The sequence below is a fragment of the uncultured Polaribacter sp. genome, assembly GCF_947500975.1.
Taxonomy (GTDB): domain Bacteria; phylum Bacteroidota; class Bacteroidia; order Flavobacteriales; family Flavobacteriaceae; genus Polaribacter.
This window is the reverse complement of sequence record NZ_CANMUE010000003.1, coordinates 187810-202980: the sequence shown is the minus strand read 5'-3', so window position 1 is coordinate 202980 and position 15171 is coordinate 187810. Positions and strand designations below refer to the sequence as shown.

The following is a 15171-nucleotide window of genomic DNA, read 5'->3' as shown; positions in this document are numbered from 1 at the left end:
TTACTAAAATTAAACTATTAAATTACAGCAAATTAACCAATTAAAAATCAAAAAAATGGAAATTATTATCAGTTTATTAAGTGGAGTTTTAGGAGGAAATTTAGCAGGAGGATTATTAAAAAAGTACTCTATGGGTACTCTTTGGAATTCTGTTGTTGGAATACTTGGTGGAGGCGTTGGAAGTTATCTTTTAGGTTTATTAGGTGCTAATTTTGGCAGTGGATCTATGGATTTAGCAGGTATTTTAGGTATGGTTGCCGAAGGTGGTGTTGGAGGTGGAGCTTTAATGGCAATAATTGGAGTTATTAAAGGAATGATGAATAAATAAAATTCATTTTTTTAAAATGCATATAACCGCTCATTTAGAGTGGTTTTTTTATATAATTATTTCTAAAGTCAGATTTCTATAATATATTTAAAATTCCAAATTTGTTTTATACTTAATCATAATTTTCAACAAGAAATCAATGTATCTTTGCCAAACATTAAGAAACAGTTACTTAAAACTAGTTTCATAAATAGATTCTATGACATTTTCAGATTTAGGTTTATCCCAGGCATTAGTAAAAGCAGTTGAAGAAAAAGGATACACCAAACCATCACCTATACAAGAAAAAGCGATTCCACATATATTAGCAGGAAAAGATATTTTAGCTTCTGCACAAACAGGAACTGGAAAAACTGCTGGATTTACCTTGCCAGTTTTACAATATTTAACCGAAACTAAACATCCAAAATACAGACCTTTACGCGCTTTGGTATTAACACCTACTAGAGAATTAGCAGCCCAAGTTCATGATAATGTTAGAGAATATAGTAAGTATCTTAATATAAGATCTGCCGTAGTTTTTGGAGGTGTAAAAGCAGCTTCGCAAATAAAAACTTTAAAGCAAGGTGTAGATATTTTAGTTGCAACACCAGGTAGATTGTTAGATTTACATGACCAAAAAGCAGTATCATTTAAACGTATTGATGTGCTAATATTAGATGAAGCTGATAGAATGTTAGACATGGGTTTTGCAAGAGATCTTAATAAAATTATTAGCTTTATGCCTTCAAAAAGGCAAAACTTAATGTTTTCTGCCACTTTTTCTAAAGACATAAAAAAATTAGCTGAAGGAATTTTAAAAAATCCTGTTTCAGTAGAAACCGCTCCACAAAACTCAACAGCTAAAAAAGTAACGCACAAAGTTTATAAGGTTGATAAAAAACAAAAAACTGAACTTGTCATTAAACTTATAAAAGACGGAAATTGGAGTCAAGTTTTAGTGTTTACAAGAACTAAACATGGTGCCAACAAATTAACAGAAAAACTAATAAAATCTGGAATTTCTGCAGCTGCAATTCATGGAAATAAAAGCCAAGGAGCAAGAACAAAAGCACTAAAAAACTTTAAAGACAACAGTATTAAAGTTTTAGTAGCAACAGATATTGCTGCACGTGGTTTAGATATTCCACTTTTACCTCATGTTATTAATTTTGAGCTACCAAATGTACCAGAAGATTACGTGCATAGAATTGGTAGAACAGGTAGAGCTGGTGCTGCCGGAGAAGCAATTTCTTTGGTTTGTAGCGAAGAAACTGAATATCAAAAAGAGATAGAAAAAATTTTAAATGAAAAATTAAAAACTTCTGTTTTAGAAGGTTTTGAACCTACAGATACAACCCCTCCTAAAAGAGCCGCTACACAAAGTAAAGGTTCTTTTGGAAAGAAGAAAAAGGCAACTAATTCTAATTCTTCAAATGGAAATAAACCGAAAAAAAAGCCTCATTTTAAAGGAAATAAACCCGCAGGATCTACTTCTGGAAGAGGTAGAACTGGCGCTCCAAAAAAGAAACGTTATTAAATAATAGGGTATTAGGATTTGTAGATTGATATTGAAAATAGGATTGAGGCTGTAAACCTGTTCTTACTTTAAACCAGAGTTAATAAGAGATTAAGGTATGAGCTAATTTATTTTAAATCTCATGACGTACAGCTTCAGAGTTAATACCCATTCTTATTCCTTTAATACTTGTATAAGCTGCTCCAATTCTATATTAGTAATCTGGCTTATAATCTAACCATTCTTTTGGAATTTTTTGCTTAATATAATATGCATATCTATAAGAACTCCTAGTAGAATTTGTTATTAAAGTATCATTTTTAATTTTAATTTCAGATTTACCAAAATTACCACAATCTGTATACCCATAATCCATAGAGTAGGTATTTTTTTTATTCAAAAAGCCTTTCACTAAAAAACCAATGTTTCCTTTTTTTGGGTTAAACGAATTTTTATTCAGTATTTCTTTTTTGCTTTTTATAAAATTATATAATACACCATTACTATAATAAGTTGTATAGAAATTTAATGAATCACCTTTATTAGGGGTATTCTATTGTATCATTTAATTCAGAATAAAAAAACAATAGTCTATAAACAACAGAATCAGTTTCTATTCCTATTTTATTTGGGTTAATTCGTCTATCTAAATATTTTTTATAATAGTTTTTACTTCTCATACCTTTTTCACTAGTAAAAACGTAATCACAGTAACATGATGTCATTATTAATAAAATTAAAGATAGGACAACTATTTTATTATTTACCATAACGTGTAAGGGTTTGCAGATTGATATTGAAAATAGGATTGAGGCTGTATATTTGTTAATACTTTAAACCAGGGTTGATAAGAGGTTAAGGATGGGCAATTTTATTTTGAATTTTATGACGGACAGCTTCAGAGTTAATACCCATTCTTATGCCATTTATACTTGTATAAGCTGCCTATTTTTATCAATAATCAGGCTCATAATCTAACCATTCTTTTGGGACTTTGACTTTTTTAAAATAATCTATATATTTATTTCCATGGTACTTAAATGGAATAGTCAAAGTGTCCCCTTTCATTTTAATTTTTTTTATGAAATCAAAATTTCCTCCATCTACAGCATTATAATACCTTAGTGAATATTTTCCCAATAAATTTGATGTTATAAAAGCAATATCTCCCTTTTTTGGGTTAAAAGATGTTTCATTTAATTTCTCTCCTGGTTTTTTATAAAAAATATAAAAAACTCCATTTTTATAAAAATGATAATATACAATATTATCATCTTTATAAGAATAAGGTACTCCATTTTTATACGTATGAGTTCTTGTATACAAAACATTTATATCTATTCCTACTCTTTTAGGATTAATAGCTCTCCATAAGTGTTTTTTATACTCCCTTTTACTTCGGCGTCCACCGAATTCAGTTACCTTATAATCTGTATAACACCCTAGTAAAAATAGAGATGAAATGAGTATTAGAATATTTTTTTTCATTACCATAACGTATAAGCATTTGGGCTTCGATATTGAATATAAGACTGAACAGGTCTATCCAATACTTCAAACCAAGGTTGATATTTAACTGTATGAGCAAATTTATTTTGAATATTATGACGAATAGCTTCTGAATTAGTACCCATTCTTATTCCATTTATGCTTGTATAAGCAGCTCCCATTCTATATTTATTTGCTGTACCGCTATCTTTTGTGTAAACACCTCCTGAATAGGGGGGCATTTATATCTTTATAAGGATGATCTATATGGTTTTCTGTACTAATCGACCCATCTTCATTTAATGGATCTCCAGTAAACAGACTAAAACCAATAGCATAGTTTTTATAACTTACACTTCCTGCTGCTGTTCTATATCTATCGCCTCCATCTCCAAGAGGTCCTAACATTTTTTTTGAAAGGATATCCATCATTTTCATATCTAACATTAAAATCACCATGTCCTATAGATACTCCTCCAACTCTTTGTGAGGTTTCGCCATTACCAAATTTTGTTGTGTATAGGGAAGATTTAAGTCTACCAATCTGGTTTCCAACCTGCTAGTAATTCCTTATCAGTTCTTCTTTTAACATAATATTTTTTTATTTTATCCTTTTTTGATGAAAGTATTATAGTATCCCCTTTTACAGTAAGATTTTTGATGTTTTTTTGAGCACGACAACCATCTCCTCGAACGATTGTTTTTGCAAATAATTCGTTATGATTATTATAATAATATCCTTGCAAAGACTTTAATGGATTAAAATCATTACGAGTTAAACGGTAATTAGAAATTAATTTTAATTGCTTACTATCATAGCCTATTCTAGGAAAATAACTAAATTTCCCGTTATTATAAAATCGTAAAAAAGTTTTTCCATTACGTTGGTCTCTTTCGAATGTTTTTTCATAATATTTATAATATAAGAGTTCTTCATATAGACTAAAAGTATCTAACTTTTGAAACAATTTAGCATCAAAATTATATTTATCAACCTCTTTTTTCCTTACATAGCCAAATTCAGTATTTTTAACTTTGGAAATACAAAAGCAGCTTTGTAGTAAAAATACTAAAATAAAACATGTAATTAATCTTACCATAGTGTATTAGGGTTAAATGATTGAAATTGGAAATATGACTAAGGTTGTATATTTAAATACTCTAAACTATGGTTGGCATTTTTTAACATGTGTTAATTTGTTTTTGAAAATTATGGCAAAAACTTTTCGATTGGTACCCATTCTTATTTCATTTATACTTCTATATACTACTCCAATTCTATATTAATAATCTGGTTTTTTAATCTAACCATTCTTTTGAGATTTTTTACATAATATAATATGCATATCTATAAGAACTATAGGTAGAACTTGTTATTAAAGTATCATTTTTAATTTTAGATTTAACAAAAGTACAATAATCTTTACACCTATTAATTCATAGAATAGGTGGTTTTTTTATTCAAAAAGCTTTTCACTAAAAATTTGGAACTCCTATATTTGACAATACGTTGAGAAGATAGCTTATTAATAACCTCTGCTTTTTTTACTACCTACTCCAATTATTTATTAAACTTTCTAACGCTATTTCAAGGCTACAAAAAATAAACTCCTAGCAAAACTAAATCTATTTTTTAGTTGCTATTTATTATTGCTACCTTTGATTTCTAAACTTAATTTAGCATGAAATATCAACCTATAAACTCACAACTTTTTATAAAAAATCGTAAGAATTTTACTTCTAATATGAAGCCTAATAGTTTAGCTATTTTTAATTCTAATGATATTTATCCAATAAGCGCAGATAGCACAATGCCTTTTGAACAACATAGAGATATTTTATACTTAAGCGGTGTAGATCAAGAAGAAAGCATCTTAATGTTATTTCCTGATTGCCCAAATGAAAATTTACGAGAAGTACTTTTTTTAACAGAAACAAATGATCACATTGCTGTTTGGGAAGGAGAAAAACTAACCAAAGAAGCCGCATTTAAAACTAGCGGCATTACCACTGTTTACTGGTTACAAGATTTAGAAAAAGTATTGTTTGAAATGGCTTCATATTGTGATACTTTTTACATAAATACAAACGAGCATTACAGAGCAAATGTAGTTACAGAAACTCGCGAAGATCGTTTTACAAAATGGTTATTGGCAAAATACCCTGCACATTCTGTTGCAAAAAGTAATCCTATTTTACAACGCTTACGTTCTGTAAAAGATCCTATTGAATTAGATTTAATGCAACATGCATGTAATATTACAGAAAAAGGTTTTAGAAGAATTTTAAATTTTGTTAAACCGAATGTTTGGGAATATGAAATTGAAGCCGAATTGTTACACGAATTTGTTAGAAATCGTTCAAAAGGGTTTGCCTACACACCAATTATTGCAAGTGGTAATAATGCTAATGTTTTGCATTATATAGAAAATAATAAACAATGCAAAAGTGGCGATTTAATTTTGTTTGATATTGCTGCTGAATATGCTAATTATAAAAGCGATTTATCTAGAACAATACCTGTTTCTGGCCGTTTTACAGACAGGCAAAAAGCAGTTTACAATGCTGTAAATCATGTAAAAAAAGAAGCTACAAAAATGCTTTTACCAGGAACAATTTGGAAAGAATATCATGTTGAAGTTGGTAAAATAATGACATCAGAATTATTAAAACTAAACTTAATAGACAAAGCTGATGTGCAAAATGAAGACCCAAAATGGCCAGCTTATAAAAAATATTTTATGCATGGAACTTCACATCATATTGGTTTAGACACACATGATTATGGGCTTTTACACGAGTCAATGCAAGCAAAGAATGTATTTACTGTAGAACCTGGAATTTACCTTCCTGATGAAGGTTTTGGAATCCGTTTAGAAGATGATGTTGTTATTAAAGAAAAAGGAGAACCTTTTAATTTAATGAGAAATATACCTATTGAAGCTGATGAAATTGAAGATTTAATGAACTAGTCTTAGACTGTATGATATATTATAAAGCGAGTTTTAAAACTCGCTTTTTTTTACATTATGAAAACTCTATATTTGTTAACATGAATGAAAAAGAACTTTTAGAAATTATTACAAAATATTTTAAAGAAAAGATTTTTGAAAACCATAAAATCAACGCTTTAAAAACTCATTCCAAATTAAAATCATATAAGATAAATCCAATTTTAGTAAAATATTTATCAAAAATTTTAGAAGATGATTTTACTCCAATTGGAATAGCAAAAGCACTATATTTTCCAAGAATTTTGGGCACATCAATAAATACATCTTTTGGAACAAGAATCCAAAATATGTTTGTTGAACTTAATTTAGCAAAAGGTTCCTTAATTAAAGGAATGGATATTGAATTTATAGATAAAATTGATGGAAGAAAAAAATGGTGTCAACTAAAATCTGGACCAAATACTATTAATTCTGAAGATGTAAACCCGTTATTAAAAAAGTTTTCTACAGTAACCAATTTAGCAAGAACAAACTCAATCAATCTAAATAACTCTGATTTAATTTTAGGTGTTTTATATGGTGATGAGCTACAATTAAGTCAACATTATAAAAAAATTGATGCTCAATTTCCTGTAATAATCGGAAAAGAATTTTGGTATAGAATTACTGGATTTGCTAATTTTTACAACAAACTTGTTTTAAATTTAGATGAAATGATTTTAGCTCTAAATACTGAAGCTTTTTTTGAGAAAGGCTATAAAGCTTTAGCTAAAGAAATTGAAACATCAGATTTGTTTGATTTTTCATAAAACTTGTTCAAAAATTTAACAACAGAATACCCTATTTCTTGTCCTAAATTACAAGGTACAGCATTACCAATTTGCTTGTATTGTTGAGAAACTGAACCTGCAAATTTCCAAGAATCTGGAAACGTTTGTATTCTTGCATATTCTCTAACAGTAAAAGGTCTTGTTTCATCTGGATGACAGCGTTCTGTTTGTTTTTGAGCAGGGCTGCAAGTTAAGGTTAAACTTGGTTCATCCCAACCAATTCTTCTTGCCATTCCTGTTTTTCCTCCTCCTAAATAAAAACTTTTCCCCATATATTCTTTTTGAATATCAACAGGTAAATTTCTCCAATAACCTTTTGGTGGAACTAAATCTAATACTTGTTTTTTATGCTCTGGGTATTTAGAACCTTCAGATTTTGGAACATCAGAATCAAATAACTCTCCTTTTTTTAAAGCATCTTTTAAATTATAAATAGTTTGATGTGGTTTTGGATATTCATATTTTATATCAATATCTTTTCTTACACCAACTAAAATTAAACGCTCTCGTTTTTGTGGAACTTTATAATTAATTGCTTTTAAAACCTCTACAGGAACAACATTATAGCCAATTTCATTTAAAATAGAAATCATTCCATTTAAAGTTTGTCCCTTTTCATGAGAACGTAATCCTTTTACATTTTCACCTATACAAATTGGCGGATTTACTTCTTTTACAGCTCTTGCAAATTCGTAAAATAAAGTTCCTCTTGCATCTTCTAAACCTAGTTTTTTTCCTGCATAACTAAATGCCTGACAAGGAAATCCTCCAGTAACAATATCAACTTTATTATTATATTTCTTAAAACTAAAACTTTTTATATCTCCTTCTAAAACATTCCAATTTGGCCTGTTATTTCTTAACGTTTTACAAGCCCATTTATCAATTTCATTTAATGCTTCACATTTAATTCCAGCTTTTTCTAAACCAATTGCCAAACCTCCTGCTCCAGCAAAAAGTTCTAAAACTTTGTATTCTTTGTTAGGAATTTCTGAATTATCAATAACATCATCAACATTACTTTTAAAAAGATTTATTAAAGAATTAATTTCTTCTTTTTTGTAAATTCTATATTCACTTATAGGCTCTCTTACTGCAATTAGTTTTCCTTCTCTGTCCCATCTACGAAGAGTTTCTTTACTTTTCCCTAAAATTTTTGAAGCTTCTGCTAAAGAATAATAATTTTTCATAACCATCTTACTCAACATTATACAATGGTTACAAATGTAATAAAATTTATCTATTCAATCTACCAGTTGTGTTTCCTTCTAAAATACTAATTACATCTCTTTCATTTGCATAATTTACATCACCTAAATAAGTATGTTTTATTGCACATGCTGCAGATGCAAACTGAATTGCTTTATAGTCATCAAATTTTTGTAAACCATGAATTAAACCTGCAGCAAAAGCATCTCCAGTACCAATTCTATCTACAATATGTGTAATATCTAAATCTTCTGTTTCTTTAAATTCTTTACCGTTCCACATTCTTGCTTTAATTTTATGCCAAGAAGAATTGATAGAGGTTCTAATTTTATCAAACACTTTTTCTATGGATGGAAATTCTTTCATCAACTCTTTACTAGCAATTATAAAATCTTCATTAGAATACGAATAATTGGTACCTAAAAGTTCATTTATTTCATTAACACCACCAATAAAAATTGTTGAATAACGAATCAATTCAATTAATACTTCTTTTGGGTTTTCTCCATATTTCCATAAACCGCTTCTGTATGTAGGATCAGCAGAAACTATCATCCCTTTTTCTCTGGCAAGCTTTAAACCTTCTAATAAAGTTTCTTTACTGCCTTTATTTAATGCAGGTGTAATTCCTGTCCAATGAAACCATTTTCCGTTTTCTAAAGATTTTTCCCAATTTACCATTGACGGAACAATTTCTGAAAATGAAGAATGGGATCTATTATAAGAAATTAAACTTGGTCTCATTACCGCACCAACTTCTAAAAAATAAACACCTAATGGTCTTGGAGAGCGCACAATTGCAGATGTATCTAAATCGAACTTGTTTAAATAAGAAATAGCTGTATCACCAATAAAATCATTAGAAATACAAGAAATATGTTTTACATTTCCACCAAAATTAGCAATAGAAATTCCAACATTTACTTCTGTTCCTCCAAAATAAAATTCAATAGAATTAGATTGTACAAATTTTCTATTTCCTAAAGGAGAAATACGCATTAAAACCTCGCCAAACGTAATTATTTGATTCATAATAAAATACTTTTCATAGCAAAGATACTTTATAAGAATAGATAAAAGAAGCGTTTTTTAATGATAATTTTCCTAAAAAGATAAAGAAGTAATAAAACGAATTGATTGCGTATTAAAAGTTTCTGATTGCTCAACATTTACAATATGACCACAATTATCAACCACAAAAAGTGAAGAATAAACATGTTTAGAAACTATGTTTTTTATAGAAGGTAAAAACAAATGATCTTCTGAACCCATAACATACAAAGTGGGTATTTTTATCTCTTTAGTTCTGAAAAAACGAAGCAGAGGATTAATTTCTGACGTTAATTTAAACCAACGTAAAAATTCTTTTTGATATAGTTTTTTAGCTTCGTTAACAAATAACAATCTCGATTTTTTATGATTTTTCTTTGGCATAATAATAAATGCAAAGAGTTTGTACAACATCATATAAGGCACTATTGATTTAAAAATATTTCCAATTTTCATTAATACTTGAGATCGGAAATTTAATTTTATAATTGCACCTCCCATAATCATACTTTGTACTAAATCATGCCTTTTTTCAGCCAAATTACGTATCAAAATTGTTCCTAAAGAAATACCAATAAAGTGCGATTTTTTAATTTTCAAATACTCAATAACTTCAATAATATCAATAGTTATAGAATCAAAAGTGTATTTAGAGCTAAAAGTGTCTTTTAGTTTAGGTTCACTATCTCCATGACCTCTTAAATCTAAAATAAGCACATTAAATTCCTTTTTAAATTCACGTACTTGTTTGTACCAAATAGAACTAGAACCTCCTGCACCATGAACAAAAGTTACCCATTCTACTGAATTTTTATGAGGATATGAATAATAATTTAACAAATACTGTTTTAATTTTTTATTACATCAAAAATAAGGCTTTTAAATTTGAACCTAAAACCAACTTTTATGTATCTTATTTATGTCAATTTTATAGGTTTTTTTTAGTCAAAAAAATGCGAACATTTCTGTTCGCATTTTTATAATAAATACAACCTAAATTACTCTACAATTAATGTATATTGAGGTGTTTTATTAAAAGGACAAAAATATTTATAAGTTCCTTTTGCTAAAACCACTTCTTTCGAAGATTGTTTTTTTCCGTGTTTTACCATTTCTGATACATATGCATTTTGAATATGATTTTTTGCGTTTTTTCCATCATCTCCGTCTTTAATTAAAACCAATCCAACCTCTGCTGCTGCGTTATTATTAGACACTTCAAAAACATATGTTCCTTCTGATAATGTAATTTGTTTTTGAGTAAACTCGCCTTTAGTTTGTTCTAAAGAAACTGTTTTTACTCCTTCTTGTTTCTGAGCATTTGTGTTAAATGCAAACGCTAATACGATTACTAATACTGTTACTATTTTTTTCATTTTTACTTTTATTTATTATTAAACTGTTACTAATTCTAATTCTTGTGCTATTGGAAAATCTACAGGAACTTCTGTTACTCTATGAAAGTAATTTGTTATGGTAATTTCTCCAATTAATAAAATTGCATCTGCTAAATTTCCTTTTGTATAACCTACTTTATAAAAATTTTCTACAGCTTCTGTTGCTGTTGCTCCTCTATGTAAAGCAACACTTCTAGAAAATTTTGCTAAAGCATCTAATTTGGTGTCAAATGAAGCAACTCCGGTTCTTAACTCTAAAATTTGCTCTTCATTAAAACCATTCATTTTACCTATTGCAGTGTGTGCAGATAAACAATATACGCACTCATTTACTTGGCTTACTGCTAAATTAATTACTTCTTTTTCTTTAGCAGAAAAACTTGTTTTAGCATTTCCAAAAGCTAAAAAGTTTCCAAGCGCAGTTTCGCTATGGGCAAAAGACGCATATAAATTTGGTACAAAGCCTAATCCTTTTTCTAGTTGATTAAAAATTACTTGGTTATTTTCTGAAACTTCTTTTTTTGTTGGTACATTAAATGTGCTCATAATTGTAATACCTGTTGCAAACAGGATTTTTTTATTTGTGCTGAAACTGTGTCAGCAGATTGTTATTGATTATTAATTGTTTTATTTACTCTTTTCTTATTCACAAGTACAAAGTTCTTGTTCTGGATTTTGTTCATCATATGTCTGATAACCCCAGCAGTTTGGACATTGGTAATTTTCTGTTGTTTTCATAATTTGTTTTTTTAGTTATTATTAATTGATACCACAAAGGTGCAACTGATTACGACCTTTAAAAATGGACAAAAGTTCCTTTGGTTTGGACAGCTTAAAAACTTAACTTAATCTGTCTATCTTTTGTCTTAAATTTCTTTCTGTGATTAAACCTGTATGTCTATCAGCTGGTTTTCCATCTTTAAAAAAAATTAATGTTGGTATATTTCTGATGCTAAATTTTGCTGCTAACTCTTGATTGTTATCAACATTTACTTTTTTTATAATAACATCGTCTTTTAATTCATCTGTTAACTTATTAATGGTAGGCATTAATGTTTGACACGGCCCACACCAATCTGCATAAAAGTCTAATAATACAGTAGTGTTATTTTCTATGATATTTTTTACGTCTATTTGTTCTAATTGAGTTTCCATATTTTTAATTGTTTTTAATTACACTGCAAAGATGCAACCAACTTTAACCTGAAAAATTGGACAAAAGTTCCTACAGTTTGGACTAGCTTTTTTTCTGGTTTTTTATCAATTTTAAACAATACAAATCCACACATAACACAAAAACCATTTGAATTTCAAATGGTTTTTGTGTTATATATTTTAAAACTTAATAAGTTAATTAATATTCTTTTTTAAACTGAAGCGGAGATTTTAGAACTCCTTTAGTAAAAAAGCGCGTAAAATAGGCAGGGTCATTAAAACCAAGTTCAAAAGCAATTTCTTTTACCGTTTTATCTGTATAAATTAGCAATCGTTTTGCTTCTAACAAAATTCTGTTTTTTATAAATTGTGATGGTGTTGTGACACCTATTTTCTGAAAGCTTTTAGTAATCGATTTTGGCGAAAGACCTAATCTATTTGCATAATCAGTTACAGAATGTAGGCTTCTAAAGTTTTGATCTACCAACAAACTAAAATCTTTAAAAAGACGTGTTTCTGTATCTTCTTTTATAATATGGTTTTCTTTTTTGACACGCACTGTATGTATAATAAACTGCTTTAAATACGCTTGTAACATGTCATATTTTGCCGTATCCTTTTGTTGAAATTCTTCAATTAAACTTTCTAAAATAAAATTTAGCTTTGCAGTTTCTTTTTTACAAGGTTTTACAAACGGGGTTTCATAAACATTATTAAATAAAATACCATTACAAGCCACCTCTTTATCATGAGTTTGAATACAGTAAAAATCACGAATAAACGTAAGCTTATAAGCTGTTTTTATTTGTTCAGAATCTACTGTAAAAACTTGACCTGGGGATAAAAAAAACAACACATTATCTGTAAAAGTATATTGTTCAAAATCTATATTATAAATTCCTGTTCCTTCTTGAATCCAATAGATAGAATATGCATTTATTTGCTCATTATGCTCTATAGTACAAGCTTTATCAAACTGAACTGTACTTAATGAAAAGGTGTCTTCAAAGGTATATTTTATGATATCTTGTACTGCCAATAGTTTACTTATTTTATTTGTTGGTCGTAATTAATTTAAAAACATTAAAGTAATGAGTGTTTTTTTACCTAAATATTTTAACGAGCCTTCTTTAAATTTAAAACTCCAAAAGTTAAAATAGCAGGAATTACCCAACCTAAACTGTAATTAGCAAGAGGAATTATGTTTTTTATCTGTGTTAAACTTTCACTAGAAATAATAAAGCCTAAAAAATCTGGAATACTAAAAATAAAGGTTACTAAAACAACTGCTCTAAAAACAAGCGGAGTTGCAAACTTATCATTTACAACATTTAATAAAATTAGTACAATAGTTATTGGGTAAATAAACATTAAAACTGGCAATGCAATTACTATAATTGAATGAAAATCCATTTGACCAACCAAAACACCAACCAAACAAGAAACAACAGCGGTAATTATATAAGCTTTTTGAGAGTTTCTAAACAAACCTTTAAAATAATCTGCAGTTCCAGTAATTATACCAACAGCAGTTGTAAAACAAGCCAAAGCAATTAAAATACTTAAAAAAGTATTTCCAATATTACCAAGGGTAGAAATACTAATTCCTCTTAATAAATTTGCTCTTTGCATATCTCCACTTAGTGTATTATCAACCAAAATTTCTGATCCATAAAAAGCACCTACTGCAATTAACCCTGCATAAATTACAAAAAGTCCAATTCCGGCAATAATTCCTGCTTTTTTTATCAGTTCTTTTTTATCTTCGAAAGAATTATGTCCTTTTAATTTTAAAGATATAATAACCACACCTCCAACAACAACAGCTCCAATGGCATCAAAAGTTTGATAGCCTTCTAACAAACCAGCAACAATTGGTGTTTTAAACGTACTTGGGTTCATAATCATATCACTAGAAAACAAGCCAATACCAATTACTAAAACTAAAATTAAGACAATAAAAGGTGTAAGATATTTACCTATTAAATTTAAAATTTTAGATCGATTTAAAACAAATATTAAAACTAAAGAAAAATAAATACAACTAGTTAATAATGGACTTGTACCAAAAAATGGATGTATTGCAATTTCATGAGTTGCAGATGCGGTTCTTGGTGATGGAATTGCTATTGAAATTAAGTAAACAATAATACAGTATACTAAACTAAAAAAAGGTGAAACTTTTTTACCAAAATCATACAAAGTACCTTGTAATTTTGCGTGTGCTAAAATACCAATAATAGGTATAACAACTGCTGTTACCATAAAACCAATGGTTACCCAAAACCAATTTTCGCCAGCATTATATCCTAAAAGAGAAGGTAATAATAAGTTTCCTGCACCAAAAAAAAGGGAAAAAAGTGCAAAACCAGCAATCCAAATTTCTTTTGTTTTGTTCATTAGTTATTAGATTTTAATTCTTGAAATATACATATTTTTGCGTGATGCAAAAATCAATCACTTTTAAAAATGCAAACATTTCTTTTTCTGATGTAGGAAAAGGAGCAGCTGTTGTTTTACTTCATGGTTTTTTAGAAAACGCTACCATGTGGCAACAAATTATTCCAGAAATTTCTAAAAGAAATAGAGTAATTAGCATTGATTTGTTAGGTCATGGAAAATCTGATTGTTTGGGCTATGTGCATTCTATGGAATTGTTTGCCGAAAGTGTTGAAGCTGTTTTAAAACATCTAAGAATTAGAAAATGTTTTATAATAGGACATTCTTTAGGAGGTTATGTTGCTTTGTCTTTTGCTGAGAAAAATCCACAGAAAATTAAAGGTTTATGTTTACTAAATTCTACATCTAATAACGATGATGTTGAACGTAAAAAACTACGATTAAGAGCAAACAAAATGATTCAGGCCAATTTTACAAATATGGTACGAATGTCTTTTACCAATTTGTTTGGTAAAGAAAGTAGAACTAGGTATAAAGAAGAAATAAAATCGGCTTTACAAGAAGCCTTACAAACTCCAATTCAAGGTTATATTGCTGGTCAAGAAGGTATGAGATTACGTATAAACAGAAATCATGTTTTAGTCAATAACGATTTTAAAAAATTAATTATTATTGGAAAAAAAGATCCTGTTTTAAATTTTGAACTTTCTTTAAATGAAGCAAAAAATACAAATTCAGAGTTTATTATTTTTAATGATGGACATATGAGTCATATTGAAAATAAAAATGAATTAATTGTTGCTTTAAAAAGGTTTATAAATTAAAACTTCCTATATTTATTTCTTGAAAAAATTTACTTTAA

At 28.4% G+C, this 15171-nt stretch carries 19 protein-coding genes; 5 read left to right on the top strand and 14 right to left on the bottom strand.

Going from position 1 to position 15171, the window contains the following annotated elements:
• Nucleotides 1-55: 55 nt before the first annotated feature.
• Together Q0733_RS04680 and Q0733_RS04675 are read left to right on the top strand one after the other, a co-directional pair.
• Nucleotides 56-328: a hypothetical protein gene (locus Q0733_RS04680; RefSeq protein ID WP_298779549.1), complete on the top strand. Its 273-nt coding sequence runs from the start codon at nucleotides 56-58 to the stop codon at nucleotides 326-328.
• A gap of 199 nt (nucleotides 329-527) precedes the next feature.
• A complete protein-coding gene (locus tag Q0733_RS04675; protein ID WP_298779547.1) occupies nucleotides 528-1847 on the top strand; it encodes a DEAD/DEAH box helicase in 1320 nt (439 codons plus the stop codon).
• A gap of 193 nt (nucleotides 1848-2040) precedes the next feature.
• Here the strand turns inward: Q0733_RS04675 and Q0733_RS04670 are convergent, their stop codons facing one another.
• The 6 genes from Q0733_RS04670 to Q0733_RS04645 all read right to left on the bottom strand — a co-directional run bounded on the left by Q0733_RS04670 (nucleotide 2041) and on the right by Q0733_RS04645 (nucleotide 4414).
• A complete protein-coding gene (locus tag Q0733_RS04670) occupies nucleotides 2041-2226 on the bottom strand; it encodes a hypothetical protein (protein ID WP_298779545.1) in 186 nt (61 codons plus the stop codon).
• Between the two features lie 142 nt (nucleotides 2227-2368).
• On the bottom strand, nucleotides 2369-2551 hold the full coding sequence (locus Q0733_RS04665) for a hypothetical protein (RefSeq protein WP_298779543.1): 183 nt from the start codon (nucleotides 2549-2551) through the stop codon (nucleotides 2369-2371).
• 229 nt (nucleotides 2552-2780) lie between these two features.
• The gene (locus Q0733_RS04660) at nucleotides 2781-3314 is read right to left on the bottom strand and encodes a hypothetical protein (RefSeq protein WP_298779540.1); all 534 of its coding nucleotides are present in this window, start codon (nucleotides 3312-3314) and stop codon (nucleotides 2781-2783) included.
• The gene (locus Q0733_RS04655; protein WP_298779538.1) at nucleotides 3314-3556 is read right to left on the bottom strand and encodes a polymorphic toxin type 23 domain-containing protein; all 243 of its coding nucleotides are present in this window, start codon (nucleotides 3554-3556) and stop codon (nucleotides 3314-3316) included. Before Q0733_RS04655 ends, Q0733_RS04660 begins: the two co-directional genes overlap by 1 nt.
• Nucleotides 3519-3773, bottom strand: a complete 255-nt coding sequence (locus tag Q0733_RS04650) for a polymorphic toxin type 23 domain-containing protein (protein ID WP_298779536.1) — start codon at nucleotides 3771-3773, stop codon at nucleotides 3519-3521. Before Q0733_RS04650 ends, Q0733_RS04655 begins: the two co-directional genes overlap by 38 nt.
• 77 nt (nucleotides 3774-3850) lie before the next feature.
• Entirely contained in the window at nucleotides 3851-4414 is a 564-nt protein-coding gene (locus Q0733_RS04645; RefSeq protein ID WP_298779534.1) for a hypothetical protein, read from the bottom strand.
• A gap of 582 nt (nucleotides 4415-4996) precedes the next feature.
• Here Q0733_RS04645 and Q0733_RS04640 point away from each other — a divergent pair.
• Both Q0733_RS04640 and Q0733_RS04635 read left to right on the top strand, forming a co-directional pair.
• Complete coding sequence (locus Q0733_RS04640) at nucleotides 4997-6286, top strand: aminopeptidase P family protein (RefSeq protein ID WP_298779531.1); 1290 nt, start codon at nucleotides 4997-4999, stop codon at nucleotides 6284-6286.
• Nucleotides 6287-6366: 80 nt separating this feature from the next.
• Nucleotides 6367-7077: a PmeII family type II restriction endonuclease gene (locus tag Q0733_RS04635; RefSeq protein WP_298779528.1), complete on the top strand. Its 711-nt coding sequence runs from the start codon at nucleotides 6367-6369 to the stop codon at nucleotides 7075-7077.
• On the opposite strand, the gene dcm is transcribed toward Q0733_RS04635, so the two are convergent.
• From dcm to brnQ, 8 genes are all read right to left on the bottom strand, one after another.
• Complete coding sequence (gene dcm / locus Q0733_RS04630; RefSeq protein ID WP_298779526.1) at nucleotides 7023-8294, bottom strand: DNA (cytosine-5-)-methyltransferase; 1272 nt, start codon at nucleotides 8292-8294, stop codon at nucleotides 7023-7025. The genes Q0733_RS04635 and dcm overlap by 55 nt on opposite strands.
• A 40-nt stretch (nucleotides 8295-8334) precedes the next feature.
• Nucleotides 8335-9339, bottom strand: a complete 1005-nt coding sequence (locus Q0733_RS04625) for a sugar kinase (RefSeq protein ID WP_298779524.1) — start codon at nucleotides 9337-9339, stop codon at nucleotides 8335-8337.
• 72 nt (nucleotides 9340-9411) lie between these two features.
• Nucleotides 9412-10197 (bottom strand): alpha/beta hydrolase, encoded by a 786-nt coding sequence (locus tag Q0733_RS04620; protein ID WP_298779522.1) that lies wholly within the window; start codon nucleotides 10195-10197, stop codon nucleotides 9412-9414.
• Nucleotides 10198-10355: 158 nt separating this feature from the next.
• Nucleotides 10356-10733 carry a cupredoxin domain-containing protein gene (locus Q0733_RS04615; protein ID WP_298779520.1) on the bottom strand — a complete coding sequence of 126 codons (378 nt, stop codon included), beginning with the start codon at nucleotides 10731-10733 and terminating at the stop codon, nucleotides 10356-10358.
• 18 nt (nucleotides 10734-10751) lie between these two features.
• Entirely contained in the window at nucleotides 10752-11300 is a 549-nt protein-coding gene (locus Q0733_RS04610) for a carboxymuconolactone decarboxylase family protein (RefSeq protein WP_298779518.1), read from the bottom strand.
• A gap of 294 nt (nucleotides 11301-11594) precedes the next feature.
• Nucleotides 11595-11909, bottom strand: a complete 315-nt coding sequence (gene trxA / locus Q0733_RS04605; RefSeq protein WP_298779516.1) for a thioredoxin — start codon at nucleotides 11907-11909, stop codon at nucleotides 11595-11597.
• Between the two features lie 199 nt (nucleotides 11910-12108).
• The gene (locus Q0733_RS04600) at nucleotides 12109-12948 is read right to left on the bottom strand and encodes a helix-turn-helix domain-containing protein (protein WP_298779514.1); all 840 of its coding nucleotides are present in this window, start codon (nucleotides 12946-12948) and stop codon (nucleotides 12109-12111) included.
• Nucleotides 12949-13025: 77 nt separating this feature from the next.
• The gene (gene brnQ, locus Q0733_RS04595; RefSeq protein ID WP_298779511.1) at nucleotides 13026-14309 is read right to left on the bottom strand and encodes a branched-chain amino acid transport system II carrier protein; all 1284 of its coding nucleotides are present in this window, start codon (nucleotides 14307-14309) and stop codon (nucleotides 13026-13028) included.
• A 44-nt stretch (nucleotides 14310-14353) separates the two neighbouring features.
• Between brnQ and Q0733_RS04590 the strand changes: the two genes are divergently transcribed.
• Nucleotides 14354-15133, top strand: a complete 780-nt coding sequence (locus Q0733_RS04590; RefSeq protein ID WP_298779509.1) for an alpha/beta hydrolase — start codon at nucleotides 14354-14356, stop codon at nucleotides 15131-15133.
• Nucleotides 15134-15171: the final 38 nt, after the last annotated feature.

Bases quoted from the DNA above. Each gene is read 5' to 3' on its own strand.
- Q0733_RS04680 (WP_298779549.1), top strand. From the start codon at position 56: ATGGAAATTATTATCAGTTTATTAAGTGGAGTTTTAGGAGGAAATTTA.
- Q0733_RS04675 (WP_298779547.1), top strand. From the start codon at position 528: ATGACATTTTCAGATTTAGGTTTATCCCAGGCATTAGTAAAAGCAGTT.
- Q0733_RS04665 (WP_298779543.1), bottom strand. From the start codon at position 2,551: ATGACATCATGTTACTGTGATTACGTTTTTACTAGTGAAAAAGGTATG.
- Q0733_RS04660 (WP_298779540.1), bottom strand. From the start codon at position 3,314: ATGAAAAAAAATATTCTAATACTCATTTCATCTCTATTTTTACTAGGG.
- Q0733_RS04655 (WP_298779538.1), bottom strand. From the start codon at position 3,556: ATGCCCCCCTATTCAGGAGGTGTTTACACAAAAGATAGCGGTACAGCA.
- Q0733_RS04650 (WP_298779536.1), bottom strand. From the start codon at position 3,773: ATGGTGATTTTAATGTTAGATATGAAAATGATGGATATCCTTTCAAAA.
- Q0733_RS04645 (WP_298779534.1), bottom strand. From the start codon at position 4,414: ATGGTAAGATTAATTACATGTTTTATTTTAGTATTTTTACTACAAAGC.
- Q0733_RS04640 (WP_298779531.1), top strand. From the start codon at position 4,997: ATGAAATATCAACCTATAAACTCACAACTTTTTATAAAAAATCGTAAG.
- Q0733_RS04635 (WP_298779528.1), top strand. From the start codon at position 6,367: ATGAATGAAAAAGAACTTTTAGAAATTATTACAAAATATTTTAAAGAA.
- dcm (WP_298779526.1), bottom strand. From the start codon at position 8,294: ATGGTTATGAAAAATTATTATTCTTTAGCAGAAGCTTCAAAAATTTTA.
- Q0733_RS04625 (WP_298779524.1), bottom strand. From the start codon at position 9,339: ATGAATCAAATAATTACGTTTGGCGAGGTTTTAATGCGTATTTCTCCT.
- Q0733_RS04615 (WP_298779520.1), bottom strand. From the start codon at position 10,733: ATGAAAAAAATAGTAACAGTATTAGTAATCGTATTAGCGTTTGCATTT.
- Q0733_RS04610 (WP_298779518.1), bottom strand. From the start codon at position 11,300: ATGAGCACATTTAATGTACCAACAAAAAAAGAAGTTTCAGAAAATAAC.
- trxA (WP_298779516.1), bottom strand. From the start codon at position 11,909: ATGGAAACTCAATTAGAACAAATAGACGTAAAAAATATCATAGAAAAT.
- brnQ (WP_298779511.1), bottom strand. From the start codon at position 14,309: ATGAACAAAACAAAAGAAATTTGGATTGCTGGTTTTGCACTTTTTTCC.
- Q0733_RS04590 (WP_298779509.1), top strand. From the start codon at position 14,354: ATGCAAAAATCAATCACTTTTAAAAATGCAAACATTTCTTTTTCTGAT.